The sequence below is a fragment of the Nocardia brasiliensis ATCC 700358 genome (genome assembly GCF_000250675.2).
Classification (GTDB): Bacteria; Actinomycetota; Actinomycetes; order Mycobacteriales; family Mycobacteriaceae; genus Nocardia; species Nocardia brasiliensis_B.
Map to the genome: position 1 here is coordinate 9,165,780 of NC_018681.1, position 25,834 is coordinate 9,191,613.

The 25,834-nt window shown below is 68.1% G+C and carries 30 protein-coding genes; 14 read left to right on the top strand and 16 right to left on the bottom strand.

Annotated features, from left to right (window positions below):
• Genes O3I_RS41030 through O3I_RS41040 form a run of 3 tightly spaced genes read right to left on the bottom strand, consistent with a single transcriptional unit; the run spans position 1 to position 2,004 of the window.
• Positions 1–237 (bottom strand): helix-turn-helix transcriptional regulator, encoded by a 237-nt coding sequence (locus O3I_RS41030; protein ID WP_014988977.1) that lies wholly within the window; start codon positions 235–237, stop codon positions 1–3.
• Positions 227–1,078, bottom strand: coding sequence for an ABC transporter permease (locus O3I_RS41035; RefSeq protein WP_014988978.1), 852 nt, complete (start codon positions 1,076–1,078; stop codon positions 227–229). Before O3I_RS41035 ends, O3I_RS41030 begins: the two co-directional genes overlap by 11 nt.
• A complete protein-coding gene (locus O3I_RS41040; protein ID WP_014988979.1) occupies positions 1,075–2,004 on the bottom strand; it encodes an ABC transporter ATP-binding protein in 930 nt (309 codons plus the stop codon). Before O3I_RS41040 ends, O3I_RS41035 begins: the two co-directional genes overlap by 4 nt.
• A 162-nt stretch (positions 2,005–2,166) precedes the next feature.
• On the opposite strand from O3I_RS41040, the gene O3I_RS41045 reads away from it, so the two are divergent.
• The 5 genes from O3I_RS41045 (at position 2,167) to O3I_RS41065 (ending at position 5,912) form a co-directional block, all read left to right on the top strand.
• Entirely contained in the window at positions 2,167–2,970 is an 804-nt protein-coding gene (locus tag O3I_RS41045; protein ID WP_014988980.1) for an ArsR/SmtB family transcription factor, read from the top strand.
• 150 nt (positions 2,971–3,120) lie between these two features.
• Positions 3,121–3,489 (top strand): MmcQ/YjbR family DNA-binding protein, encoded by a 369-nt coding sequence (locus O3I_RS41050; protein ID WP_014988981.1) that lies wholly within the window; start codon positions 3,121–3,123, stop codon positions 3,487–3,489.
• A gap of 43 nt (positions 3,490–3,532) precedes the next feature.
• A complete protein-coding gene (locus O3I_RS41055; protein ID WP_014988982.1) occupies positions 3,533–4,165 on the top strand; it encodes a TetR/AcrR family transcriptional regulator in 633 nt (210 codons plus the stop codon).
• Positions 4,166–4,234: 69 nt separating this feature from the next.
• Positions 4,235–4,804, top strand: coding sequence for a TetR/AcrR family transcriptional regulator (locus O3I_RS41060; RefSeq protein WP_014988983.1), 570 nt, complete (start codon positions 4,235–4,237; stop codon positions 4,802–4,804).
• Between the two features lie 73 nt (positions 4,805–4,877).
• On the top strand, positions 4,878–5,912 hold the full coding sequence (locus O3I_RS41065; protein ID WP_014988984.1) for a medium chain dehydrogenase/reductase family protein: 1,035 nt from the start codon (positions 4,878–4,880) through the stop codon (positions 5,910–5,912).
• Between the two features lie 42 nt (positions 5,913–5,954).
• Here O3I_RS41065 and O3I_RS41070 read toward each other — a convergent pair whose 3' ends face one another.
• The 5 genes from O3I_RS41070 to O3I_RS41090 all read right to left on the bottom strand — a co-directional run bounded on the left by O3I_RS41070 (position 5,955) and on the right by O3I_RS41090 (position 11,262).
• Complete coding sequence (locus O3I_RS41070) at positions 5,955–6,824, bottom strand: LuxR C-terminal-related transcriptional regulator (protein WP_081594255.1); 870 nt, start codon at positions 6,822–6,824, stop codon at positions 5,955–5,957.
• A gap of 29 nt (positions 6,825–6,853) precedes the next feature.
• On the bottom strand, positions 6,854–8,173 hold the full coding sequence (gene secY, locus O3I_RS41075) for a preprotein translocase subunit SecY (RefSeq protein ID WP_014988986.1): 1,320 nt from the start codon (positions 8,171–8,173) through the stop codon (positions 6,854–6,856).
• Positions 8,174–8,319: 146 nt separating this feature from the next.
• Complete coding sequence (locus tag O3I_RS41080; protein ID WP_014988987.1) at positions 8,320–9,009, bottom strand: nitroreductase family protein; 690 nt, start codon at positions 9,007–9,009, stop codon at positions 8,320–8,322.
• 141 nt (positions 9,010–9,150) lie between these two features.
• Entirely contained in the window at positions 9,151–9,522 is a 372-nt protein-coding gene (locus tag O3I_RS41085; RefSeq protein WP_014988988.1) for a hypothetical protein, read from the bottom strand.
• A gap of 150 nt (positions 9,523–9,672) precedes the next feature.
• Positions 9,673–11,262 carry an alpha/beta hydrolase gene (locus O3I_RS41090; protein WP_014988989.1) on the bottom strand — a complete coding sequence of 530 codons (1,590 nt, stop codon included), beginning with the start codon at positions 11,260–11,262 and terminating at the stop codon, positions 9,673–9,675.
• 195 nt (positions 11,263–11,457) lie between these two features.
• On the opposite strand from O3I_RS41090, the gene O3I_RS41095 reads away from it, so the two are divergent.
• Complete coding sequence (locus O3I_RS41095) at positions 11,458–11,769, top strand: GNAT family N-acetyltransferase (protein ID WP_014988990.1); 312 nt, start codon at positions 11,458–11,460, stop codon at positions 11,767–11,769.
• Here the strand turns inward: O3I_RS41095 and O3I_RS41100 are convergent.
• Entirely contained in the window at positions 11,763–12,524 is a 762-nt protein-coding gene (locus tag O3I_RS41100) for a lysophospholipid acyltransferase family protein (RefSeq protein WP_014988991.1), read from the bottom strand. The genes O3I_RS41095 and O3I_RS41100 overlap by 7 nt on opposite strands.
• Positions 12,525–12,640: 116 nt before the next feature.
• On the opposite strand from O3I_RS41100, the gene O3I_RS41105 reads away from it, so the two are divergent.
• From O3I_RS41105 to O3I_RS41115, 3 genes are all read left to right on the top strand, one after another.
• Complete coding sequence (locus O3I_RS41105; RefSeq protein WP_014988992.1) at positions 12,641–13,285, top strand: YqgE/AlgH family protein; 645 nt, start codon at positions 12,641–12,643, stop codon at positions 13,283–13,285.
• Positions 13,286–13,347: 62 nt separating this feature from the next.
• A complete protein-coding gene (locus O3I_RS41110) occupies positions 13,348–13,857 on the top strand; it encodes a sigma-70 family RNA polymerase sigma factor (protein ID WP_014988993.1) in 510 nt (169 codons plus the stop codon).
• Positions 13,854–14,579 (top strand): anti-sigma factor family protein, encoded by a 726-nt coding sequence (locus O3I_RS41115; protein WP_014988994.1) that lies wholly within the window; start codon positions 13,854–13,856, stop codon positions 14,577–14,579. The genes O3I_RS41110 and O3I_RS41115 overlap by 4 nt, the downstream gene beginning before the upstream one ends.
• A gap of 89 nt (positions 14,580–14,668) precedes the next feature.
• On the opposite strand, the gene O3I_RS41120 is transcribed toward O3I_RS41115, so the two are convergent.
• The 3 genes from O3I_RS41120 to O3I_RS41130 all read right to left on the bottom strand — a co-directional run bounded on the left by O3I_RS41120 (position 14,669) and on the right by O3I_RS41130 (position 17,058).
• Entirely contained in the window at positions 14,669–15,439 is a 771-nt protein-coding gene (locus O3I_RS41120) for an ABC transporter permease (protein WP_014988995.1), read from the bottom strand.
• Positions 15,436–16,413, bottom strand: coding sequence for a daunorubicin resistance protein DrrA family ABC transporter ATP-binding protein (locus tag O3I_RS41125; RefSeq protein WP_041564970.1), 978 nt, complete (start codon positions 16,411–16,413; stop codon positions 15,436–15,438). Before O3I_RS41125 ends, O3I_RS41120 begins: the two co-directional genes overlap by 4 nt.
• Positions 16,414–16,542: 129 nt before the next feature.
• Positions 16,543–17,058 (bottom strand): EXLDI protein, encoded by a 516-nt coding sequence (locus tag O3I_RS41130; RefSeq protein ID WP_014988997.1) that lies wholly within the window; start codon positions 17,056–17,058, stop codon positions 16,543–16,545.
• Positions 17,059–17,262: 204 nt separating this feature from the next.
• Here O3I_RS41130 and O3I_RS41135 point away from each other — a divergent pair, with 204 nt between their 5' ends.
• The 5 genes from O3I_RS41135 to O3I_RS41155 all read left to right on the top strand — a co-directional run bounded on the left by O3I_RS41135 (position 17,263) and on the right by O3I_RS41155 (position 22,581).
• Positions 17,263–18,033: an MspA family porin gene (locus O3I_RS41135; protein WP_141691842.1), complete on the top strand. Its 771-nt coding sequence runs from the start codon at positions 17,263–17,265 to the stop codon at positions 18,031–18,033.
• A gap of 116 nt (positions 18,034–18,149) precedes the next feature.
• A complete protein-coding gene (locus O3I_RS41140; RefSeq protein ID WP_014988999.1) occupies positions 18,150–19,838 on the top strand; it encodes a thiamine pyrophosphate-binding protein in 1,689 nt (562 codons plus the stop codon).
• On the top strand, positions 19,822–20,520 hold the full coding sequence (locus tag O3I_RS41145; protein WP_014989000.1) for a hypothetical protein: 699 nt from the start codon (positions 19,822–19,824) through the stop codon (positions 20,518–20,520). The genes O3I_RS41140 and O3I_RS41145 overlap by 17 nt, the downstream gene beginning before the upstream one ends.
• Positions 20,521–20,527: 7 nt before the next feature.
• Entirely contained in the window at positions 20,528–21,550 is a 1,023-nt protein-coding gene (locus O3I_RS41150) for a 3-oxoacyl-ACP synthase III family protein (protein WP_014989001.1), read from the top strand.
• A complete protein-coding gene (locus tag O3I_RS41155; protein ID WP_041564974.1) occupies positions 21,547–22,581 on the top strand; it encodes an aminotransferase class I/II-fold pyridoxal phosphate-dependent enzyme in 1,035 nt (344 codons plus the stop codon). Before O3I_RS41150 ends, O3I_RS41155 begins: the two co-directional genes overlap by 4 nt.
• Here the strand turns inward: O3I_RS41155 and O3I_RS41160 are convergent.
• The 4 genes from O3I_RS41160 to O3I_RS41175 form a co-directional block, all read right to left on the bottom strand.
• A complete protein-coding gene (locus O3I_RS41160) occupies positions 22,578–23,582 on the bottom strand; it encodes a bile acid:sodium symporter family protein (RefSeq protein WP_014989003.1) in 1,005 nt (334 codons plus the stop codon). The two genes, O3I_RS41155 and O3I_RS41160, sit on opposite strands and share 4 nt — an antisense overlap.
• Positions 23,583–23,706: 124 nt before the next feature.
• Positions 23,707–24,021 carry a hypothetical protein gene (locus tag O3I_RS41165; RefSeq protein WP_014989004.1) on the bottom strand — a complete coding sequence of 105 codons (315 nt, stop codon included), beginning with the start codon at positions 24,019–24,021 and terminating at the stop codon, positions 23,707–23,709.
• Positions 24,018–24,896 carry a DUF692 domain-containing protein gene (locus O3I_RS41170; protein ID WP_014989005.1) on the bottom strand — a complete coding sequence of 293 codons (879 nt, stop codon included), beginning with the start codon at positions 24,894–24,896 and terminating at the stop codon, positions 24,018–24,020. The genes O3I_RS41165 and O3I_RS41170 overlap by 4 nt, the downstream gene beginning before the upstream one ends.
• A gap of 15 nt (positions 24,897–24,911) precedes the next feature.
• Positions 24,912–25,832 carry a TIGR04222 domain-containing membrane protein gene (locus O3I_RS41175; protein WP_014989006.1) on the bottom strand — a complete coding sequence of 307 codons (921 nt, stop codon included), beginning with the start codon at positions 25,830–25,832 and terminating at the stop codon, positions 24,912–24,914.
• Positions 25,833–25,834: the final 2 nt, after the last annotated feature.

Below are 25,834 nucleotides of genomic sequence, written 5' to 3' on the forward strand. Positions count from 1 at the left end.
TCAAGCCGTTTCGGTGCCCAGGCGAGGAAAGGGGTTGGTGGAGAAGACGATTTCCACCGACACCTCGAAGTAGGCCGCGATCCGCAGGGCGAGATGCAGGCTGGGGCTGTACTCGCCGCGTTCCAGGTAGCCGATCGTCTGGTAGTGCACGCCGAGCGCCTCCGCCAACTCACGCCGCGAGATGCCACGCTCGGCGCGCAGCATCGCGATGCGGTTGTAGATGACCTCAGTAGGCACGCTGTATCGCTTTCTCGCGGCGCTCGGCCACGCTCGAACCGGATTCCCGCCGGGCCATCCTCCGTAGCACGAACGGTGCGACCACCAGGCCGGCCACGGCCCAGACACCAAGCACCGCAACGGTTTCCAGGTGCCGCCAGGACTGCCCGAGTTCGATGGCGACCGCCTCGCCGGGCAACATCGCCGAGCGCATCCCCAGCCCGAGCCAGTACACCGGGAACACCTGCGCGAGCCCCTGCACCCAGCCCGGCAGCGACGTGATCGGATAGAAGATGCCGGACACCGCGATCACCCCCATGACCGGAAAGGTCATCAACGAGAAGTTGCGCGGGTTGTCGAACATGGACCCGAAGATCGCGCCGATCGGCAGGGTGGCGAGCAGCCCGAGCACCATCACCCCGATCAGCGTCAGCCACGCCCCGACCGTGTGCAGCGCCAGGCCGTCGACCATGAACATCCCGGGGATCAGGACGATGGCACCAGGAATGACAACCCAACCGGACACCTGGACGATTTTGCCGAGCAGGTAGCCGACCATGCCATTGGGGGTCGCCTTGGCGCGCAGCAGCGTGCCGTCCTCGCGATCCATGGCCAGTTGCTGACCCATCCCGATCATCCCGTTGATCGCGACCAGCATGCCGATCACGCTGGGCAGCGCGAGCGAGCCGAGCAGCAGTCCGCTCGACTCGAACGAGGCATTGCGCATGAAGAACAGCACGACCAGCATCGCCAACGGCCAGAACAGCAGCCCGAACAGGTCCTGCCCGTTGGTGAGCCCTTGGCGCAGTTCGATCCGGCCGCGGATCAGGCCCTGCCGGACCGCGGGCAGCAGCGGGTTCATCGTCCTACCTCCTCGAGGGTGTGCACGTCGGACTCGAGTTCGCCGGCCTCGTACCGGCGCACCAGCGTCATGTACGTCTCCTCCAGCGAGGCGCGCCGGACCTCCAGGTCGCCGATCGCGCTGCCGTACTGCCGGAAGAGTTCGTGCACGAACTCGGTCGATTCGGCGGTCGAGTGCACGAACCGTTGCCCGTCGTTGGTCCAGCTGATCTCGGCCTTGCCGGAGACCCGCCGCGACAGTTCGTCGGCCGAGCCGTCGGCGATGATCCGCCCGCCGGCCAGGATCATGATCCGATCGGCGAGTTTCTCGGCCTCGTCGAGGTCGTGCGTGGTGAGCAGGATGGTGGTCTGCTGGTCGTCGGCGAGCCGGTGCACCAGGTCGTGGAATTCGCGCCTGGCCTCCGGGTCGAAGCCGGCGGTCGGCTCGTCCAGGAACAGCACCTCGGGACGCCCGACGATGCCGATCGCCACGTCCATCCGGCGCCGCTGGCCACCGGACAGATCACGCAGCCGATGATTCGCCCGATGCGTGAGGCCGACGGCTTCGATGAGTTCGTCGGTGTCCCAAGGCCTTCGGATCCGATCCGTGCCATAGGGCGCGTAAAAGGCGCCTTGATAGTCGAGCAGTTCACGCACACGCCACTTGCCGTGATCGCGCCACGACTGCAGGACGACGCCGACGCGCGCCCGCCACGTCTCGTCGCCGTGCGCCGGATCGACGCCGAGGATCTCGACCCGGCCCGCCGACCGCATCCGGAAGCCCTCGAGGATCTCGATGGTGGTGGTCTTGCCCGCCCCGTTCGGGCCGAGCAGCACGAGCACTTCGCCGTGGCGGGCCTGAAAGGTCACGTCGTGCAGCACGTCGGTCGAGCCGTAACGCATCCGCAGCTTTTCGACGTCGAGGACGACGTCCTGACCCACGGTCATAATTCCCTCCCGATGGTGGGCATCCCTCGATTCGTAGCATAACTACTACATTCCGCCGCGACAATGCGCAGTAATGATCGATCCCAGGTTGACACGCAGCCAAAAGGCTGCCTATCCTCCAACAGGCAGCCGAAAGGGTGCATATTTCCGGTAAGGTGGGGCATGGACGAGGTATTCCGAGCACTGGCCGATCCGCACCGCAGACGACTGCTGGACAGTCTCAACGCGCGCAACGGGCAGACCCTGCGCGAACTGTGCGGGGGGCTGGCGATGGCACGACAATCGGTCAGCAAACATCTTGCCGTGCTCGAGGTGGCGAACTTGATCACCACCCGGCGCAGCGGCCGCGAAAAGCTGCACTACCTCAACGCCGAGCCCATCAACGCCATCACCGAGCGCTGGATCAACCGGTACGACCGCTCGCGAGTGCGCGCACTCGCCGACCTGAAGCAAGCACTGGAGGCAAACCCCATGAGCGACAACACTTTCGTCTACACCACCTACATCAAAACCACCGCGCAACAGCTGTGGCGGGCGCTGACGGATTCGGCGTTCACCAGTCGCTACTGGGGCGCGACGTTCGACACCGACTGGCAGCCGGGCTCGGAAATGGTGTGGCACCAACGTGATTGGCGCAGCAAGGACCCTGAGCAGGTGGTACTCGAAGCCGACCCGTACACCAGGCTTTCCTACACCTGGCACAGCTTCGACGCCGAGTTCGCCGCGACCTTCGAGATGAACCCCGACGAGGTCGCCGCCTGGGGCCGCGAACCGCGCTCCAAGGTCACCTTCGAGCTCGAGCCGGCAGGCGAGGTGGTCAAGCTGACCGTCGTGCACGACGGCTTCGCGCCGGGCAGCGCGGTGCTGGAGGGCATCAGCGGCGGCTGGCCCGCGATCCTGTCCGGACTCAAGACCCTGCTGGAGACCGGCGAGCCGCTGCCCGACCCGGAACCTGCGCAGTCCTGACGGCACCACAGGCGGGGCGGCCGCCGTTGTATATTCGGACTCCGGCATCGAGGCCGCACCCGCCGGGGACGGCTCGGACCGAGGAATACGCGGCCGAGGGTGTCGGACGCCGGCCGGCACCGAGCGAGTTCGAAGGCCAGGGGTTTTGCGATGGCTGTACACAGTGACGAGTTCTTCCGGATCATCGACGCGCTCGTCGACGTGCGCAGCAGCGCGGGTGAGAAATACACCTCCTACAAGGTGCGCGGGAAACTCTTCGGCTACTACTGGCCGCGCACCCAGACCGTCGGCCTGAAGCAGACGCTGTCCGAGCAGCAGGCCCTGGTCGCCGAGCGGCCGAAGGTGTTCGAAGAGCAGTTCACCGCAGGCGGTTTCGGCTGGGTCGTCGTTTACCTGGACGGCATCGAGGCCGACGAACTGGCCGAACTCGTCTTCGAGGCCTGGCGCCTGTCCGCCCCCGATGCGCTGCTCGCCGAGGTCCCCGAGTGGAGCCCGGCACCGCACCGGCAATCGCGGTAGCCACGCCGGGCGCGGAAATCGGTCACGCGGCAGGATGGATCGCATGAGCAGTGCGATCGAACGAGCGCCCCGGCGCCGGACCATGCAGCAGCGCCGCGAGGCCACGATCGCGAAGTTGATCGACGCGACCATCGAGGCGATCTGCGAGGTCGGAATCGATCGGGCCTCGGTGCGGGAGATCTGCAGTCGCGCCGGACTGTCCAGCGGCGCGATGTTCAAGCAGTTCGACGGCCGTCCGGAACTGATCGCGGCCGCCTCGGAGGAGATCCTGGCCCGCCTGCTGCGTCAGTTCCATGCGGTGGTCGACCATTTGGCGCAGGGTGAGAGTTCGCTCGAGGCGACGGTGGGCTTCCTGCGTTCGGCGATGAGCACGCCGCTCACCCACGCCCTGCGTCAGATCTATATCGCCACCCTGCACGATCCGGAACTGCAGGCGCGGATCGCGCCCGCGGTGAGCAGCTACTACAGCGAACTCACCACGCACGCCGAGCAGACGGACGCGTTGGCGCAGTTCCCCGAGCACGTGCGCGAGCCGCTCACGTTCATCGTGGTGCACCTGTTCTCGGGCGAAGCCCTCACCCGCGTCGCGTACCCGCGCCCCGATATCCAGGACCGCATCCTCGAGGTCACCCTCGACATGCTCGCCACCTACGCCGCCGATCTGAAGAAGCGCTGAAGCCACGTCTACCAGCAGGTTCGAAGGAGTCGTTGACGTTTTCCGAAGAGTGAGTGTACAGTCACTCACATGAGCAAGCGAGGTGCCACTCTCTCCACATCGGAGGTCCGCCGCGACGCCGTCGTGGACGCGGCCATCACCGAGTTCGCCAAGACCGGCTACCACGGCACGCCGATCAACAACGTGGCGGCACGGGCGGAGATCTCGCCCGCATACGTCTTCAAGCTGTTCCCCGGCAAGGTCGCGCTGTTCGTGGCCGCGCTCGACCGTTGCTACGAACTGGTCGAGCAGGCCATGTCGGCGGGCGCGGCCCACGCCGCCGGGGCGAGCCCGGAACAGATCCTGCACGAAATGGGCGGGGCCTACGCCGAACTCATCGCGGACAAACGGCTGCTGATGCTGCAGGTGCACGCCCGCTCGGCGAACGACATCCCGGAGGTCGCCGACGCGATGCGCCGCGGCACCCAGCGGATCACCACGTTCGCCAAGCAGCGCTCGGGCGCCGGGGACGACCAGGTCCAGCACTTCATCGCGTACGGCGAGCTCTGCCACATGATCACCACCCTCGGCCTCGACGCCGGCGACGGCCCCTGGGCCGCCCTCCTGACCGCGGGCATTCGGCACCCGAACACCCACTAGTCCGACCGCGCCCCCGCCGGGGCACTTCTTTTACCTTCATAGTGATTGACCAGTCACACACCAGGAGAATGCCATGACCACCACCGCCCTCGAAATCGTGCTGCCGGACCGTGTCGAACCGAACGGCCTGCAGGTCACGACGCGCGAACTGCCCGCCCCCGGACCGGGCCAGGTGCTCGTCCAGGTGGAAGCCTCCGGGGTTTCCTTCGCCGAGCAGCAGATGCGCCGCGGCAAGTACTACGACCAGCCCGCCTTCCCCTTCGTGCCCGGCTACGACCTGGTCGGCACGGTGGCCGAGCTCGGCGCCGGCGTCGATCCCACGCTGCTCGGCCGTCGCGTCGCCGCGCTGACCAAGGTCGGCGGCTGGAGCAGCATGGTCCTGCTCGAAGCCGCGGAACTCGTGCGGGTGCCCGGCGCGCTCGATCCGGCCGAAGCGGAAACCTTTGTGGTGAACGGGATCACGGCTTGGCAGATGCTGCACCGCACCGCCGCGGTGCGCCGGGGCCAGACCATCCTGGTGCACGGGGCCAACGGCGGCGTCGGCTCGACCCTGGTCCAGTTGGCTCGCGCCGCCGGAATCACCGTCATCGGCACCGCGTCGGCCCGTAACGCGGCGGCGGTGCAGGCGCTCGGCGCGACCTGGATCGACTACCGCGGCGATGTGGCACAACAGGTTCGGGCCCTGGCCCCGAACGGCGTGGACGCGGTCTTCGACCACGTCGGCGGGCCGGGCATCGTCGACTCGTTCCGGCTGCTCGCCCCCGGCGGCACCCTGGTCTCCTACGGGACCGCGGCGACCAAGAACGACGAGGGCAATTCCCGGCTGCCGGTGCTGCGCCTGTTCGCCCGGCTGCTCTGGTGGAACGCGTTGCCCAACAAGCGCAACGCGCACTTCTACAACATCTGGGCGGGCAAGCGTAACGCCGCGCGGTTCCGCAACCGGATCACCGAGGACCTCGGCGCGGTCTTCGAACTCGCCGCCCAGGGCACGCTGCGCGCGCAGGTCGCCGCGCGCTTCCCGCTGACCGAGGCGGCCCGCGCCCTGGAACTCGCCGAATCCGGCACCGTCACCGGTAAAGTCGTGCTCGTCCCCGACGTGCAGCGCTGAAAGCTCTCCCGGACAACAACTCTCGCCCCGAATGCGGCGGCGCTACGCCCGGATCGGGTCGGCCAGCCAAGGTTGGTGCGGGAGCGGCACGATCCGGCGGGTGTGCGCGTAGACCGCCGCGTGCACCCGATCCCGGACACCGAGTTTCGCGAGCACGTTGGACACGTGGGTTTTGACCGTCTGCTCGCCGACCCCGAGCACCGCGGCGATCTCCGGATTCGTGTAGGCCTTGGCGATCAGTAACAGCACCTGATGCTCACGGGCGGTGAGGGTTTCGACCTCCGGGGCACTGGGGAACGGCTCGATGCCGCTGGTCAGCCGGGTGACGAGGCGGCGGGTCAGGTGCGGGTCGATGAGGGCGTCCCCGCGCGCGGCCATCCGGATGGCCGAGATCAGCCCGTCGGCGGGCAGCGTCTTGACGAGAAAGCCCGTCGCGCCGAGACAGAGTGCGCGGTAGAGATTTTCGTCGGAGTCACTACCGGTGAGGGTGAGGATCCGGGTGCTGCCGCCCAGCGCCGCGATCGCGTCGACGGCCGCCGGGCTCTCGAAACCGGGCAGATCCAGGTCGAGCAGCGCCACGTCGGGCCGCAGGCGCTCGATCTCACGGACCGCGGCGGCGCTGTGGTCGGCCTCGGCGACGCATTCGATATCGGGCTGGGTACCGATCGCCGCGCGCAGGCCGGACCGGAAGATCGCGTGGTTGTCCGCGAGCACCACCGAAATCGCCGAGCCCGAGGTGGTTTCGATCCGATCCGGCCCGCGATCATCGAGCCGATCGATCGCGGGGGGCCGCTGCTCCTCGGTGGCGTAGCGGGCCGCGGCCGGCTCGCTGTGCGTGGCGCTCACCGACAGCGTGGCCGCGGTGACAGCGAGCACGAGCGATGACGCCACTCGACGCAGTGGGTGTGTCATGGTTCCGACCTTATGTTCCGTGCCGCGGATCAGCGCAGGAATCCTGCGTAGCTCCTGCTCATCAGCTGGCTCTCGAGCTGTTTGACGGTGTCGAGCCCCACACTCACCATGATCAGCACCGAGGTGCCGCCGAAGGCCAGGCTCGACACCCCGCCGCCCGCACCGACGCCGAGCAGTACGTTCGGCAGCACCACGACCGCCCCGAGATAGCAGGCGCCGGGCAGCGTGGTCCGGCTGAGCACGAAGGCCAGATAGTCCGCAGTCGGCTTGCCGGGGCGATACCCCGGGATGAACCCGCCGAACTTGCGCATCTCGTCGGCACGTTCCTGGGGGTTGAAGGTGATCGCGACATAGAAGTAGGTGAAGAACACGATCAGCGCGAAGTAGCTCGCGACGTACACCGGGTTGTCGGGGTTGACCAGGTACCGCTGGATCAGCTCTTGCCATGTCGCGGTCGGTCCCGCGCTGCCCTGGGTGAGCTGGGTGAGCAAGTTCGGCAGGTACAGCAGCGACGACGCGAAGATCACCGGGATGACGCCGGCCTGATTGACCTTCAACGGCAGATACGTCGACGAGCCGCCGTACATCTTCCGGCCGACCACGCGCTTGGCGTACTGCACCGGAATCCGGCGCTGGCCCTGTTCGACGAAGACCACGGCCACGATCACCAGCAGCACCGCGACGCAGACGCCGGCGAAAACGAACGCGCCCTTGCTGTCCAGGATCGCCGTGCCCTGACTCGGGAGCTGGGCCGCGATACCGGCGAAGATCAGCAGCGACATCCCGTTGCCCAGTCCGCGTTCGGTGATCAGCTCACCGAACCACATGACCAGCGCCGCCCCGGCGGTCAGCACCAGCACGAGCACGACCATGCCGAACAGTCCGTTGTCGGCCAGGATGTCGTGCGGGCACCCCCGCAGCAGCTGCCGCCGCGCGGCCAGCGCGACCAGCGTCGACCCTTGCAGCACCGCCAGCGCCATCGCCAGGTAGCGGGTGTACTGGGTGATCTTCGCCTGACCGGTGGCGCCCTCTTTGCGCAGCTCCTCGAAGCGCGGGATCACGACGGTCAGCAGCTGGGTGATGATGCCCGCGGTGATGTAGGGCGTGATGCCGATCGCGAACACCGACAGGTGCAGCATCGCCCCGCCGGAGAAGAGGTTGATCAGCTGGTAGATGCCCGCGGCGTCGCCGCCGGAGGCGATCGCTACGCAGGTGCGCACCGCCTGGAAGTCGACCCCCGGCGAGGGCAGTGCCGCACCGAGGCGGTACAGCACGAGCAGCCCCAGCGTGCAGAGTATTTTCCGCCGCAGATCCGGAGTCCGAAAGGCCGGTACGAGGGCGGAAAGCACGGGTCCTCCTGACGAAAGGCAGTGCCGGACAGGGCGGATACCTGCCGGGGCCTTCGAACGGTACGGAGCACCGGGCTCTGCTCACGTCGCCCGCGAGTCGGAATTCGGCCTCCCTCCATCGGGGGAACGCGGGCTGTGTCGTCGAGTCAGATGCGGACCAGCACCTGGTCCAGCGACTTGCGGGTCAGATTGGGGACGACCGAATCGTCGGCAGGGTAGCCGATGGGGATGACGGCGAAAGCCTTCTCGTTGCGGGGCCGGGCCAGGACCTCGCCGAGGAATTTCATCGGGCTCGGCGTGTGCGTGAGGGCGGCCAGACCGGCCAGATGCAGGGCGGTGAGCAGCATGCCCACGGCGATGCCGACCGATTCGTCGCCGTAGTAGTGCTTGTAGGTGGTGCCGTCCGCGCGCAGGCCGTAGCGCTGCTGGAAAACCACCAAAAGGTAAGGGGCATCGGTCAAATGCGGCTTGTGCTCGTCGGTGCCGAGCGGACGCAGGGCGGAGAGCCATTCCTCGCCGAGGCGGCCGCCGTAGGAGATGCGCTCCTCGGCTTCGGCGGCCTCCCGGATGCGGGCGCGCACCTCGGGATCTTCCACCAGGACAAAGGTCCACGGTTGTTGATGCGCGCCCGAGGGCGCGGTGTTCGCCACCGCGATGGCGTCGAGCACGAGTTGCTCGGGAACCGGATCGGGGGAGAACATCCGCACCGTGCGGCGCTCGTCCATCCTGGCGCGCAGCACGGCGGATGCGGCGAGCGCCTGCTCGACCGGAATCCGGTTCGGGTGGTAGGGAATTGGTTCGTACGGGTGCCCATGCAGCGGAGTCCACGTCATCATAGGTGGAGTGTGAGCCGCGACGCCGGGCCGGACAACGCGACGCAACGATTACTGTCCACTCCACCAGACGCACGAAAAGCCCGTCCCGGAATGGTCCGGTGGCGGCCGGATCCAGGCCCGAGACGGGCTACGCGACGGGATTCACCCGTTATAGATCTCCACATACGCATTGGTGGCGAAGGCGAAAACGCCGGGGCCCATTCCCGTGCACGCGGCGGTCGTACGCTGACCCGACGGCGTGAACGGATAGCTCAGCACCTTGTACGGCCCGATGTTGTAGATCGGGAAAGCGGGCCCGGCGTAGAGGCCGACGCAGTCCAGGTGCAGGACATAGTTCGAACCACCGTCGGCCTGGCATACCGCCGACGCGTCGAACAGGCCCTTCTCGACGACGCAGTCCTGCGGGGCCGCCTGGGCGGTGCCCGCTCCGGCCACACCGACCACGCCGACGAACGCCAGCCCCGAAATGCCCGCGGCCGCGACCCGAGCGGCGGTGGCAATTGCACTTCTCATGAAAACTCCTCCGGTTTGCATTGTGCTGTTCGTCGGGGCCGCGCGCGGAAACGTTACATTTGCCGCCATCGAATCGGCTGCCCCCGAGTTTCGGGGGCCAAGAATAACCGAGGGGTGCCGGACACTTTCAGGAGGAAGAAACAGTGTCCGTCAACGGCCCGGTATCGGGGCCTCGGCCGCTTCGGTGATGGTGACCTGACCGGTGCGCAGGTAGGTCATGACGGCGTCGTCGACGGCGGGGTTCCCGCGGGCGAAGTTGCCGTGATCGCCGCCCGCCACCGTGACGAGCGAACCGTTCAGCGCGTGCGCCATCGCCGGTCCCCCTTCGTATTTGGTGAGCGCGTCGTGCCGGCTCTGCAACACCAGCGGCGGTGTGGCCAGGCCGGCGCCACTGATCCGCACCGGGGTGGCGACGGGTTTCCAAGTGCCGCAACTCATTCCGGAACGCACCAGATCGGCCCGCGCGTCCATCGCATTGCCGCCGGAGACTATCGTGGCGATGGCCGAACCGATGACGTCCACCCGCCCGGGAATCGCGTTCTCGTTGCAGGTGATCGCGGCGAAGACGAACCGGCCGGTGGGGTCGGTGGAGGTCGCGCCCGCGATGGTGCGCAGGCGCTGCACGTTCGCCGGATCGGCGGCGGCCTCGGACATGGCGCGCGCGAACGCGGGCCAGAACGTGCGGGTGTAGCTGGCGACGGAAGTGGCGCCGAGCAGCGGCCCCTGGGCCGAGACGCCGCCGGAGATCAAGGTGCGCACCAGATTCTGCAGTTTGCCCGCCTGCTCGACGCTGCCGCTGTAGCCGTCGCGCGCGATCTCGGCGAGCGGCTCGGGCAGCGCGCCGGGCAGGTCGGCGAGGCTGGCGGGCGGCGGGGTCAGGTTGGCGTACCAACCGCCGCCCTGGTCGACCGCGAGCCGCACCCAGTGCTGATAGACCTGTAAAGCGGTGTCGCCCAGGTGGTATTCGGTGTTGTGCTCGGCGATCCAGGCGAACAGGTCGTCGAGTCGCTGCTTGCCGGCCACCTGCTGCTGGGCGAACTCCTCGGTCCACACCCAGTCGGGATTGACGTTGGAGTCCAACACCATTCGCTCGACCCGGTCCGGGAACAGCGAGGCGTACACCGCTCCGAGGTAGGTGCCGTAGGAGGTGCCGAGATAACTGATCCGCGCCAGCCCGAGCGCGGCCCGCACGGCATCGAGATCACGCGCGGTGTTCTCGGTGGTGATGGTGTCCAGGTAACCGGGCCGGGACGCTTCGCAGGCCTGCTTGATCTCGTCGCGATTGCCGCCGCCGAGCGATACCTGGGCGCCCTCTTCGGCTTTCACCGCACCCGCGCACATCAGCGGTGTGGCCCAGCGCAAACCGCGCGGCTGCACCGCGACCCGGTCGTAATGGGCGGCCAGCTCGGCGGGCACCACCTCGGTGCGCAGCCCCCAGAAGTCCAGTCCGTCCGCGCCCGGCCCGCCGGGGTTGGCGAACAGTACGCCGCGGCGTTCCCCGCTCGCCGCGATCCGGCTGACGGTCAGTTCGATCCGCGGCCCGTCCGGATCGGCGTAGTTCATCGGCACCTCGACAACGGCGCACCGCACGCCGTGCCCTGCGACCACCGCACCGTCCGGGCAGGCGCCGAAGCCGACCCCGGGCGCGGCGACGGCCGAGCCGGGCACGATCGATAGACCGAGCAGGCACACGGCGCCCATGGCAGCCGCCGCCCGCGAGAACAGCCGTACCTTCATCATGTTTCGTACCTCCCCGGGCCGCCGCCGCGCGCACGCGCGCGACCCCGATCAAGAGCATTCTGCGCAGGTGGGGAGCAACAGACAAGTCGAACACCGGTTTTCGCCGGTCAGCGCGCGGGCCGCGGCGGCGCCCGGCATAGCGCGAGATACGCTCTGGAATACGCGGATGACGTCGCACGGGAGTAGCGTCGAGCCATGTCGACCGAGGTCCGTCTCAACACCGCATTGGAACGTTTCGAGATCCATGTCGACGGTGCGATCGCCGGATATGCCGAATACCAGGACACCCAGTCCGAACGCGCGTTCGTGCACACCGAGATCTACCCCAGCTACGAAGGCCAGGGCTACGGCCGTGACCTGCTCGAAGCGGCACTGAACAGCACCGCGGCGGACAAGCTCGGCGCACTGCCGATGTGTCCGATGGTGCACCACTTCATCCAGACCAGGCCGGAATATCTGGTGATGGTGCCGCACTGGGCGCGCGACAGCCTGAACCTGCCTCAGTAGGCGGCGACCGCCCCGTCGAGCGCCCGCTGCAGGTCGGTGCGGACCAGTCGCGCGATCTCGCCCGGCTTGGCCGGCAGTTCGGTGATCGGCACGCCGAAATAGAAGCTCGCCGATTTGGCCTGCTCCTTCGTCGGCTGCACCGCCGGATCGTCGCGCTTGCCGTAGCTCAGCCCCATCGACACCAGCACCGGCTCGGCCCCGAGTTTCATCGCACGGAACGCGATATGCCCGATGCCGCTGCCGACCGACTGCACCTGGCTGGGATCGACCTCGTTGCAGGTGCCCTCGGGGAACACCGCGACGCCGTCACCGCGGGCCATCCGCTGGGCGCAGATGTCCATCATGCGCTGACCGGCCGCGTTCACCGCGCGGATGCCGTGGTCCTTGCCGCGGAACACCGGGATCCCGCCCATCATGTCGATCTTGCGCCGCTGCTCGGGCTCTTCGAAGAGTTCGTCCTTGGCCAGCACCCGCACCCGGCCGATCACCGGTCGCAGGGCACTGCGCCACGCCGCGGCCGCGACGGTGTACGGATCGTTCTCGGAAAGATGGTTGATCGAGATCAACAGCGGTCGCCGTTGTTTTATCGCCGTGCGCAAGCCCTCGCGGGCACCCTCGGCATAGGCCACGCGCGGGTAATAGCGGCGGGCGAGAATGGCGTACGCACCCCAGGCTTTCAGCCGATTCTGGCGGTGGTCGAGATAGAAGTCGTACACGGTGTCGCTGTTCTCGAGGCGCACCTCGGGCGGTTCCATGACACGGACTCTACGACGCCGCGCGGTGCCGAGTTCGAGCCCCCGAGCCGAAATCCGTTACCGCGAACTCCACCGCAGAAGGAGCAAATCGCCGAAACAACTGCGATGATGTCCGAGTGGCACGCGCAGACGACCCGGATGATCGGAAAACTCGCGGCGGGCACGGCGACCGCAAGCGGCGCGATTTCCGGCACGGCGAGCAGGTGGTGCGCGCCGGCACCCTGCTGGTGTCGGCGACAGAACTGGCTGAACCGACCTTCCGGCGCACCGTGGTCTACATCATCGAGCACAACGAGGCAGGCAGCCTCGGCGTGGTGCTGAACCGGCCGAGCGATACCGCCGTGCACGACGTGTTGCCCCGCTGGACCGAGCTGACCGCGGCGCCGCGCACCCTGTTCATCGGCGGTCCGGTCAAACGCGACGCGGCGCTGTGCCTGGGCACCGTCCGGGTCGGCGCGAGCATCGACGGCGTGCCCGGCCTGCGCCGGATCGACGGACGGGTGGTGCTCGTGGATCTGGACGCCGACCCGGAAGAAATCGGCCGGCTGGTCGAAGGCATCCGCATTTTCGCAGGTTATGCGGGCTGGACTTTCGGGCAGCTGGAAGGCGAATTGGAAAACGACGACTGGATCGTGTTGTCCGCGTTGCCCTCCGATCCGATCAGCACCGGCCGCGCGGACCTGTGGGCGCACGTGCTGCGCCGCCAGCCTCTCCCCCTTTCCCTGCTCGCCACCCACCCGATCGAACTCGAACGCAATTGAGATGTCGGTCGGTATTGAACCGTTCGCCCCTGCTGATTCGTGGGATGTGCGGGAGGTGAGCAATGCCGGACGACCAGGGCGAGTTGCTGCGGGTCCTTTACGACGAACACGCGTCTGCTCTGTGGCGGTACACACTCGGTTTGGTCCGCGACCCGGGCCGGGCCGAGGACATCGTGCAGGAGACCTTGCTGCGGGCGTGGCAACGCCCGAACGTGTTGGATCAGGCCACGACATCGGCGCGCGCGTGGCTGTTCACGGTGGCACGCAATCTCGCCGTGGATGAACACCGCAGCGCCCGCAACCGGCGCGAGTACCGCACCGACAGCCCGCCCGAGCAGGCCGCGCCGGACCAGGCCGACCGCGCCCTGGACAAATGGCTGGTCGCGGACGCGCTGGGCAAGCTGAGTTCCGACCATCGCGAGGTGATCGTGCGGGCCTACTATCGGGGTCTGTCCACCCACCAGATCGCCGAGGAACTCGACATTCCACCGGGCACGGTGAAATCCCGGATGCACTACGGCATGCGGGCGCTACGACTGGCATTACAGGAGATGGGGGTGACGAACCAATGACGGACCTTGCCGACGACTACACCACGTGGGACGCCCCGTACGTGCTCGGCTCCCTGACTCGCACCGAACGTCAGGAATACGAGGCGCATCTCGCGGGCTGCGCGGCCTGCCAGGCCGCCGTGGCGGAACTGGCCGGCCTGCCGGGCATGCTCGCCATGGTCGACCAGGACACCGCGCTCGCGCTGATCGAACCGCCCGAAACCCTTGCGGCAGAGCCGGATACGTTCGAGACGAGTCCGCCGGTACCGCAGTTGCTGCCGCGGCTCGCCGAGGCGGCCGAGCGGCGCAGGCGGCGCAGCCGGTGGGTCTCGATCGGAGCCGCGGTGGCGGCCGCGGCCGCGGCGGTGGCCATCGCCGTACCCGTGGTCAGCACCGTCACCGCACACGATTCGCCCGCTGCCGCAGCGGTTTTCGCACAGCGGCAGATGGATCCGCTGGTGCCGACGCCGGTGCAGGCGAGCTTCAAGCTGCTCGCGAGCGAAGGGAAGACGACCGTCGAGATGTCGTGCAGCTATGCCGCGGGCGGTCCGGACTACAGCTGGAACTTCGAGATGTGGATGACGCTGAAGGACGGCAGCACCGCCGAACTGGCCGGCTGGACGGCCGGACCGGGCGACGCCCTGACCTTGACCAGGACCACGGAGGTGGCCCCGGAGCGCATCCAGAGCGTGGAGATCCGGTCGCTGAAGACGGATCAGACCATCCTGCGCGGCGTGGTCTGAGTCCTGACTCGACAGCGAAATCCCCCGCCGGGCCCCATTCCTGGCGGGGGATTTCGGTTCCGGCGCCGGCCAGGGCCGGCGACGGTGGATCAGGCGGTCTTGCGCCGGAAAATCGCGTTGGCCCAGAAGAATCCGCCGACGGTGAGCACCAGGCACCACCCGATCGAGATGATCCCGTTGTTGCCGATCTCGCTGCCCATCAGCAGACCGCGGACGGTCTCGGTGATCGGCGTGAACGGCTGGTACTCGGCGAACTGGCGCAGACCGGCGGGCATGGTGTCGGGCGAGACCAGGCCGCTGCCGAGGAACGGCAGCATGATGATCGGGAACACGATGTTGCTCGCGCCCTCGGCATTCGGCGAGAGCAGCCCGAGTGCCACGGCGAGCCAGTTCAGCCCGAAGATCATGAACGTGAGCAGGCCGAGCGCCGCGACCCATTCCACCGGGTTGGCATCGGGTCGCCAGCCGATCAGCAGCGCGACCACGCACATGACCGCGATACCGAGCAGGGCCTGCAGCAGCGCGCCCAGCACGTGACCGGTCAGCATCGACGACTGGGTGATGCCCATGGTCCGGAAGCGGTTGACGATCCCCTTGGCCGCGTCGTTCGCGATGGACACCGCCACCGACGCCGTGATGTAGGCGGGCACCATCAGCAGCATGCCGGGTGCGAGATAGTCGACATAGTTACCGCCGGAGGACTTTTCGAGCGCCCCGCCGAAGACGAACTTGAAGATCAGCAGGAACAGCGTCGGCATCATGATGACGCCGATGCTCATGCTCGGATAGCGCTTCGCATGAGTCAGGTTGCGCCGCAACATCGTTGCCGAGTCGGCCAGGGCGAAGGACATGGTAGTCATGCGACGGTTTCCTTTTCGGAGGTGGGCTGACCGGTGAGGGTGAGGAAGACATCGTCGAGGTTGGGCGTGTGCACGGCCAGGCCCTCGACCTGGATCTGCTCGTAGTCGAGCCGATCGAGCACGGCGCGCAGCGATTTCACGCTGCCGTCGCTCGGCACGGCGAGTGTCAGATCCTCGTCCTCGTCGTCGGCGGCGATCCTGGCGGCCACGCCCAGCGCGGCCGAGGCGGCGAACAGGTCCTCGCGCACCGCGAACTGCAACCGGATGTGTCCGCCGGGCACCATCCGCTTCAGTTCCGCCGCGGTGCCTTCGGCGACGATCCGGCCGTGGTCGAGCACGGCGATGCGATCGGCCAGCTGGTCGGCTTCCTCGAGGTACTGCGTGGTGAGGAAGACCGTCACGTTGTAGTCGTCGACCAGGCCGCGGATCAGCTCCCAGATCACCCGCCGGCTGCGCGGATCGAGGCCGGTGGTCGGTTCGTCCAGGAAGATGATGCGCGGATCGCCGACCAGCGTCATCGCCAGGTCCAGGCGCCGGGTCATGCCGCCGGAGTAGGTGGACGCGGGCTTGTCCGCGGCCGCCACCAGGTCGAACCGTTCCAGCAGGTCGGCCGCCAGCCGCTTGGTGTCCCGCCGCGGCAGATGGTGCAGATCGCCCATCAGCAGCAGGTTCTCCCGGCCGGTGAGCAATTCGTCGACCGCCGCGAATTGACCGGTGACGCCGATGGTTTCGCGCACCGACGCCCGCTCGGCTGCCACGTCGTAGCCGCCGACCCGCAGGTCGCCGCCGTCGGCGTGGATGAGCGTGCTGAGGATCTGCACGGTGGTCGTCTTACCCGCACCGTTCGGACCGAGCAGCGAGTAGATCGTGCCCTCGGGGACGACGATGTCGATCCCGTCGAGCACCACCTGCTCGCCGAATGCTTTGCGCAGGCCCAGCGCCGAAATGGCGGGTGCGCGATGGCCGTTGACCATGACGGTCCTTTCGATGATTTTCATTGTTGAATGCGCATGCATGCATGACTGATCGACACCGCTCCCGGTGTCCCGGGGCGGCTTGGGGGCCGGTCAGCTGCTGTTCAGTTGTGCGGAACGGGAATCGGACTAGATGTCGAGGTCTTCGATCTGGGGGCGTTTCGCGAGATCGACCGCCCGTTCGTAAAGCTTCGGGGGCAGTTTGTCTTTCAACTCCTCGATCGTGTCGACGACCTCCAGGACGTACTCACCCCAGTCCTGGTCGCCGACACCGAGCATGCGCCGCCAGTTCGTCAAATCCTTGACCCAATTGGTGGATTGGGGAAATTCGGACCAGTCGTTGTAGTGCGCGTGCAGCACGTACTTGCCTTTGCGACTGCGATAGACGCGGATGTGTTCCTGCCGCTCGTCGGTGTACTCGTTCGATTCGATGAGCAGCGCACCGGAGAAGCGGACCTGCCGGACCCCGTTGTGGCCGACCCGGGCGATAATCTCCTCGAACCCCTCCTGGCGACCCTCTTCCAGCTCGATGAAACGGCGCAGCGCCGTGGTCACCGCTCCGGAGAGATTGCCGCCAACCAGCTCCTGCGCTCGCTGGAACAGCGCCAGATCGTCATCGGCAACGTAGATCGTCTTGTTGGGCATGACACGACTATACGTAGATGTATACGTACACGCAAGTGGCGAAGAAGACTCTCCGCTGATACTTCCATTGCGAAACAACTTCTTGTAAGTTGCTGAACATTCACTGAGATGTACTCAGCCGACGCTGCCTGAGCTCAGGGACTCGACCGGCAGGATGCTGGGTGAGCACCCGATGCCGCCCGGAGAAGCGAAAAAGGTGCTGTGGTGATCTCTCTGAAGAACCTGCGGAAGCTACCGGCGCCGGTGGCGCTCGCGGTCGGCCTCCTCGTCTCGACGTTGCTGCTGAACACCGCGGCGCCCGCGTCGGCCCAGTTCGTCGACCCGGCGACGCTGAACATCCGCATCGGCCACCAAGAGGTGAAACCCACGCTCGACGGCTTCGCCATGATGACCACCGAGGCGAACACCAACGCGCGGGTCATCCCGCCGCTGGACGGCAGCCCGTTCAGCCGCGAGGCGTTCCTGTCGGGCATCGGCATCGGGCAGATCGACGGACCGCCCGACGCGCACGTCGCCAGCGCCGTGATGGAGGTGGGTTACGAGGTCGGCTATCCGATGTCGTTCGCACCGAACGGCATCACCGTCACCTTGAACTCACCCTCGGTCTCGGTCTCCGGTGCGGTCCGCCCCGAACTCTCGGCCGGGGTGACCCCGCAGATCAACATCGCGCCGACCCCCGGCGCGCAGATCGAGTTCCCGCTCGGCGCCAAACTCGGCGCCGAACTGGGCGCCCAGGCCACCATTCTCCCGTCGCAGCAGCTGTCCTTCCAGGTCGGGCACGGCGGCATCACCGAGGTGTCGCTGGCCAAATTCACGCTGACCCAGCCGTTCGCCTACGCGGATCTGTCCAACACCCACCTCACCGTCACCGGCGCCCTCGGCCCGGTCACCATCCGCACCTTCGTGAAGTTCACGCTGATCACCGGTGCGGGTCAGGCCAGCGACGCGGTGTACAGCGACCCCATCTCGCTCTGATCCCCTGCACGCACTGGTTCACCGTTGAACCGGCTGCCGGGCTCACCCGTATCACCTCTGTACGCAGGAAGTGATCTCGCGGAGCCCGGCACACGGCCACGCGGGGAGGAGTGCCGATGCAGACGCGGGTCGTGGACTATCTGGTCCAAGTGGTCGCCGGCCTGGGCGTACGGCACATCTTCGGCGTGGACGGCGCGAACATCGAGGACCTGTACGACGCCGTCTTCGACACCGCGCACGACCTCACCGCGGTGGTCGCCAAACATGAATTCGGCGCGGCGACCATGGCCGACGGCTATGCCCGCTCCACCGGCGGATTCGGCGTCGTAGCCGCCACCTCCGGCGGCGGGGCCATGAATCTTGTTGCGGGCCTGGCCGAATCGTTCGCTTCCCGGGTTCCGGTGCTCGCGCTGGTGGGTCAGCCGCCGACCGCGTCGGCAGGCCACGGCGCCTTCCAGGACACCAGCGGACGGGCGGGCACCATCGATGCCGCCCGCGTGTTCGGCGCGATCACCCGGTACTGCGCCCGCGTCGAGGCGGCCGCCGACCTCCCCGAGCAGGTGGCGAGGGCGGTCGGCGCGGCCCGCCGCGGCGGCCCGGCGGTGCTGTTGCTGCCCAAAGACGTGCAGCAGGCCGACCTCGGTCAGGCGCCTCCGTTCCGGTTGCCCGCCAAGACATATCGGCGGGACCGAGCGGGGCTCACGCGCGTGGTCACCGCCCTGAGAGCGGCCCGCCGGACCGGCAAGATCGTGCTCATCGCCGGTGATCAGGTGGCCCGCGACGATGCCCGCGACGCACTGGCCCGCCTGGCCGCGGTGCTGGACGCCGCCGTCGGGGTCGCACCCGATGCCAAGGACGCCTTCGACAACACCGACCCAGGTTTCTGCGGGGTCGCGGGCAGCATGGGTCATCCCGAACTCGCCGCCGCACTGCGGACCTCGGCGTTGTGCCTGATCATCGGCACCCCCATGCCGATCACGGCACGCACCGGACTGGACGACGCGCTGGCCGGCTGCACCGTGGCGAGCCTCGGCGTCGTCCCCCCGCATCTGTCCGCGATCCACGCGACGAGCACCGATCTGGCCCGCACCCTGGCCGAGCTGGCCGGCGAATTCGCCACCACCGCAATTCTTTCCGAGTCACACACGGCCACCGCGCTCACACCGCTGCATGTGCCCGCCGCGACCGGGCCCGGGCTGCGCTATCGCGAACTCGTCGAAACCATCGAGGCGGCACTGCCCGCGGGCACCGACGTCTTCGCGGACGCGGGCAATACCGGCGCGGCGGTGGTGCATCAGCTGCGGGTGCCGCGCGGTGGCCGGTTCGCCGTGGCGCTCGGCATGGGCGGCATGGGCTACGCGTTCGGCGCCGCGATCGGTTCCGCGTTCGCCCGGCGCGACGGTGGCCGGCGCACCGTGGTGATCGCGGGTGACGGCGCGTTCTTCATGCACGGCATGGAGATACACACCGCGGTCGAGCACGCGCTGCCGATCACCTTCATCGTGCTCAACAACAACGCGCACGCCATGTGCGTGACCCGGGAGCAGCTGTACTACCGGGATCGATACAGCTACAACAGGTTCCGGCCCGCGCAACTCGGCGACGGCGTCGGCGCGATGTTCCCGGCGCTGCCCGCCGTGTCGGTGCGCGCGCCCGGCGAACTTCCCGCAGCACTGCGCGCCTGCCTGGAAACACCTGGGCCGTCGTTCCTTTCGATCGACGTCGATCCCGACGAGGTCCCGCCGTTCCTCCCGTTCCTGACGACCATCGAACACTCCAGGAGTAGAAATGACCGCATCGCGTAGCGATTCCCGCAGCAGCGGCGTCCGGCCGCCCGGCGCGCTGCCCGCGCTCAGCGATATCCCGGCGGAGGTCGTCCCGGGTGTGCTGCGCATCGAGAACTCCGACAAGGACGCGACCACCCCGATCATCATGGACATGCTGCGGTCGGTCTATCCGCACGACCAGATCTTCGGCGAATACTGCCCGGTGCAGGCGTATATCGCCGCACCGCCGCGCGAGGTCTACGAATACCTCGCGGACACCAGGTCTTTGGAGGAGTGGACCTACAGCCTGCGCGGCTTCGCCGAGACCGACGAGCCCGGCCTCTGGCTGGCCTACGACCGGCTCGGCGACGAGACCCAGATCTTCACGCGCACCGTGGCGCATCCCGCGGCGATGACCGTGGACTACCACTGCGCCTGGGATCAGTCCCGGCATCTGTGGATGATCTACCTGCTGCGCGTGATAGATGCCCAGACGGTGTTCGACAAGCCGGGATCGGTGGTGCTGTGGGTCAATTGCAAACACCCCTTCTACGACGAGAACCCCTACCCCGAGACCGCGCCGCCGAGGCGGCCGGTGTGGGTCGGTGACTTCTGGGAGATGTTCTCCGCGGGCCATCAGCTGGAAATGGACAACCTCAAAGCGATTTGCGAGTACCGGGCGGCCAACGGCCTGCCCGTCAAGCCCGACTGGATGAACTGAGCCCGGTATGAATTCCTTTCCCACGGTCAGCCTCGTCGACGTCGCCGGGTATCTGCCCGGCGAACCGGTCGGCACCGAATACTTCACCCAGTTCTCCCGCTCGGACCGGATGGCGAAGAACGTGATGTTCCGGTCCCCCACGGCCCGCCACCACGTGGATCGCGACGAGACCGCGGTGGACATGGTCGAGCGCGCGGTCGCCCCGCTGATCGAACGGCATGGGGCACAATTCCTCTCGCAGATCGACGTGTTGATCACGCACACCCAGCTGCCGACCAATCCGGTCATGGGCTGCGGGCCCGAGGTCGCCCGGCGGCTCGGCGCGCGACCCGGCTTCGTCTACGACGTGCACAACGGCGGCTGCGCGGCCTTCGTGCACATGATGTCGATGGCGCAGATGGTGTTGCAGACCACCGACGCGCGCACCGCGCTGATCGCGGCCACCCAGAACTGCGCCGGCCCGGTCTTCACCCAGCCCGAGATCCGCAAGCTGGCCCAGGCGCCGGTGCCCGGGGACGGGTGCGGCGTCGGCCTGCTGGTCAAAGACGACAGCGCGCCGATCCTGGACATCGAATGCCGCACGTACCCCGAGTTCGCCGGTGACATGGAGTTCTCCACCAACGGGGACCGCAAGTACTGGGAGCCGGGCGAGGGGCAGGGCTGCGTGAGCTTCACCGAATCGAAGATCACCAAGGTGTTCGCGCGCGGTAACCGGCTGGTGCCGGAAGTGGCGCTGGCCGTGTGCGATCGGATCGGGGTGAAGGGTCGCGACATCGACACCTTCGTCACCAATCAACCCAACCGCCTGTTCCTGCGGAACTGGCACGACGCACTGGAACTGCCCGCCGAACGACACCCGGACACCTTCGACCGGTGCGGAAACCTGTTCGCCGCGGGCATTCCGGTGACCCTGGATGTGGAGAACCGAGCGGGCCGGCTGCGCAACGGCTCGGTGGTCCTGCTGTCGGCCTTCGCGCACGCGGGTGATTTCGCGGCCGCCGCGGCCATCCGGTGGGGCGCGGCCGGATGAACGTCCGGTTCGTCGAGGAGACCACGCCGTCACGACAGCGGCGCGGCGCCGCTACGCCGCCGCGGTTCGATCTGGCCCTGAGCGAAAACCCGTTCCCGCCATTGCCTTCGGTGCTGCGCGCGGTATCCGTCCCGCTGGCGCAGGCGAATCGGTATCCCGAGTTCCTGCCCGAACGGTTGCCCCGGCTGATCGCCCGGCACCTCGGCGTCCGAGCGGATCAGCTCGTGGTCGGCGCGGGCGCGACCGGGGTCGCCTGGCAGATCATCCAGTCGCTGACCACGCCGGGTGCCGGAATGGTCTACGGGTCACCGACTTTCGACGGCTACCCGATCATGGCGGAGATGGCCGGGCTCGACCCGGTGCCGGTGCCGTTGGACGCCGGCGGCGATCAGGACCTGAGGGCGCTGGCCAAGGCCGTCGACAGGCGCACCGGGCTGGTGGTGGTGTGCCGCCCGCACAACCCGACCGGCACCGTGGTCCCGGCCGCAGAGCTGGCCGCGTTCCTGCGCGCGGTGCCCGCGCGAGTACCGGTGATCCTGGACGAGGCCTATGTCGAATTCCTCGACGCCGCCGACCATGTCGACCCGCGCGTCTTGCTGAGCAGACATGCGAACCTGCTTGTGCTGCGCACCTTCTCGAAGGCGTACGGTCTGGCCGGGCTGCGCATCGGCTACGCGTTCGGCAGGCGCGATCTGGCGGCCCGGGTGCGCAGGCTGCAACTGCCGTTCGGGATGAGTTCGACGGCGGAGGCGGCGGTCGCCGCCTCCTACGCCGCGGCACCGGAACTCGCCGCACGCACCCTGCGCATCACCGCCGCCCGCGAGGAACTGCGCACCGCGTTGCGGGACCGCGGTATCGCGGTGCCGCGCAGCCAGGCCAACTTTCTGTTCCTGCCCGGTCCCGGTGTGGCCACCGCGCTGCGCCGGGCCGGTATCGGTGCGAAGGCGTATCCCGATGGGAGCGCGCGCATCTCGGTCGGCGACCCCGACGCCGACCGGGCCGTGTTGCACGCGCTGGCCGGACTACGTTAAGCGGCCGGTTTCAATTCGCTGGTTTCCCCCGGATCGTCGGCCTGCTTGGCCCAGCGCTGCGACAGTGCGGCACAGGTGATCAGCTGGATCTGATGGAACATCATCAGCGGCAGCACGATCAGGCCCACCGGCTGGCTGGCGAAAAGCACCGTCGCCATGGGCAATCCGGTCGCGAGGCTCTTCTTGGAGCCGCAGAACACGATCACGATGCGGTCGGCCCGGGAGAAGCCGGCGAAACGGCCGATCAGCATGGTCAAGGCGATGATGAGCGCGAGCAGCACACAGCACACGCCGGCCAGCGCGAGAATCCGCCACGGCGAGAGCATGTGCCAGATGCCCTCCACCATGCCCGCGCTGAACGCGGCGTAGACGACGAGCAGGATGGAGCCGCGGTCCACCAGCTTCGTCGGCTCGGCGTAGCGGCTCAACCAGCCGATCACCTTCGGCCGGATCAGCTGCCCGATCGCGAACGGGACCAGCAGTTGCAGCACGATGTCGCCGATCGACGAGAAGTCCACGCTGGCATGGCCGGTGGTGTTCATCAGCAGGATCACCAGCAGCGGGGTGATGAACACACCGAGCAGGTTCGAGGTCGTCGCGCTCACGATCGCGCCCGGCACATTGCCTTTCGCGATCGAGGTGAACGCGATGGACGACTGCACAGTGGACGGGACCAGGCAGAGGAACAGCAGACCGGTGTACAGGTCGTCGGTCAGCACGCTCGGCACCAGCACCCGTGCCGCCAGGCCCAGCAACGGGAAGGCGACGAAGGTGCAGGCGAGCACCACCAGATGCAACCGCCAGTGCGTGAGGCCGGCCAGCGCCTCCTTCGGCGAGAGACGCGTGCCGTACAGCAGGAAGAGCAATGCGATGGCAATCTTCGTCAGCACGTCGACCACGTCCGCCGCGGTACCTCTGGCCGGGAAAACGCTGGCCAGGGCGACAGAAGCGAGGATCGACAGGATGAATCCGTCGATATAGAACTTGCTGAGGAATCGCACAGCCCAGGCTAACGCCGCATCGAGCCCCTAGCGCGCCCACACCGTGCGTACTTTCTCACATCCCATGAATTGCGATATCACTCCGGACGAAGCCGAACGTTCGTGCTTATCGGGGTCGCGGGGATCAGCGGCGCGGCCATCTCTTCGTAGTGGTGCCGACAGGTGCCGGGAGACCCTGAGACGCCGCGAAGGCGGTGGCGTCGGCCGCGGTGCTGGTCTTCGATCTGCCGTCGGCCCAGGCGAGGAAACGCTCGCGGAAGTCGGGGCCGCAGGCCTGGGCCAGCATCGGGAAGCGGCGGGCTACCTCGTCCGCGCGTTTGCGGAGCAGGGCGTGCGCGGCGGCCGCGACGTCCGCGCAGTCGAATCCCGCGGGCACCGGGGCCCCGGCCACCAGGGCACGGACCAGAGCCGCTTGCTGCGCAGCCAATTCGGCACTCATGCGCGCACCGCCCGGGCACGGCCGGTGATCGACGGACGGTGCGCCGCGGCGGCGATCGCGTCGAGTTCGTCCAAGAGTTCGGCGGCGGGCGGGTAGTTGCCGTCGCGCTCGAGCATCAGGGGCACCGGCTGCCGGGCGGTGAATTCCGTGACGAGGGTGAGCACTTCAGCCGGAACGGGATCGGTGTGCGTGTCGTGATAGCGGCCGCCGGCCTCGTGACCACCGGCGACGTGACAGTAGGCGACCCGGTCGGCGGGCAGGCGCAGTAGTTCGCCGAGCGGATCGCGGTCCCGATTGCGGGCGTTGGCATAGACATTCGCGATATCGAGCAGTAGATACACCCCGGTCCGCTCGACCAACTCGGTGAGGAACTCCGACTCGGTGTACTCGTCGTCGGGCCAATCGAACAGCGCGGCAATGTTTTCCACGGCCAGCGGTACCCCGAGCCCCGCCTGGGTCCGGATGATGTTGCGTTCGAGCACAGCCAGCGCCGCGGCCGACCGCGGCACCGGCAGCAGATGCCCCGCCTCGACGCCGCCCGCGCGCACGAAGGCGATGTGCTCGCTCACCAGCGGAGCGGCCAGCGCCGCCGCAGCGGTGGCCAGGTGCGCGATCCGCTGCTCGCCGACCGGCTCGGCCCCGCCCAGCGACAGCGAAATACCATGCGGCACAACAGCGACACCGCGATCGATCAGTGCGGTCAGCTCGGCGGGCGGCGCCGCCGTCAGCCCGCCGCGCAGCCGGGACCGCCGCCGCAACGGCAGCGACTCCGCGATCACCTCGGCGAAACCGAGCCCGTCCAGTTCGGCGATGACGCCGCAGATCTCGGGCCGCCAGCCGATGCCGAGTGCCGCCGCCGGCAACAGTCCATTCATCGGGCGGCCGGACCGTCACCCACCACAGCCGCCGCCCCCGCCACAGCCACCGCCGCCACTGCAGCCGCCGCCACCGCTGTCCCCGCTCCCGCCGCTGTCACCACCGGACGAGCTCGGCGGTTCGACCGCGCCGGCCAGCCCGGGATCGAGCGTCAACAGTGCGGCCCCACCGAAGACCGCCGCCGCGAGCGCGGCGCTTTCCGCCCCGTAGGTGGCGTAGGCGGGCGAGTTGGCCGGCCGCAGATGCTGACTGCTGGTCCTCGCGTCGGTACGGGCCCGCTTGCCGAGCGGAGTCAGCCGCGGCTTGCCCACCAGGAACCAGTAGCAGAGGAACTGCGCCAGGAGAGCGAGGACGAGGAACGCGACCGGGTTGTTGTTGAGCATGCCCGCGACGAGCCGCACCACACCGACCGTCATGACGACCAGCGTCGGCAGGCCCGCGTCCCAGATCCGCCGCTTGAAGTCCGCGTCCGGAAAGTAGCCGCGCCGCACCATGGAATCGCGCAGCTTGGCGAGCGTGCCGGACAACGCGACGGTGAGCGCGGCCACCGTCGGCTTGGTCCCGGCGACGATCTGCCGGTGCACCGCCAAGGTGAACGGGTCCAACCGGAATTCGTCCGCCTGCTCCAGCGGCCGGGTCGGGGCGGCGCTGGAATCGATGAGGTCGGCGCTGCGCAGCCGGGCCAGCGCGGTGAGCACCGCGCGCCGGTCGTCGAACAGCAGGCCGACCTCGGGCACGGACAGTTCGGCGCCGGGGTGCGCGGTGCCCGGGTCCGGCGCGGCGCGCGTCACCCGTAGCCGCATCCACACCCCGAGCGCCACCGCGAGCAGCGCGAACGGCAGATAGATCGCCAAGAAATCGGATCCGGAGATGCCCCACGTCTCGCCTGCCGCGACGACGAGATCGGAGCCCGCGCTCCGGTCGAACGTACCCATAT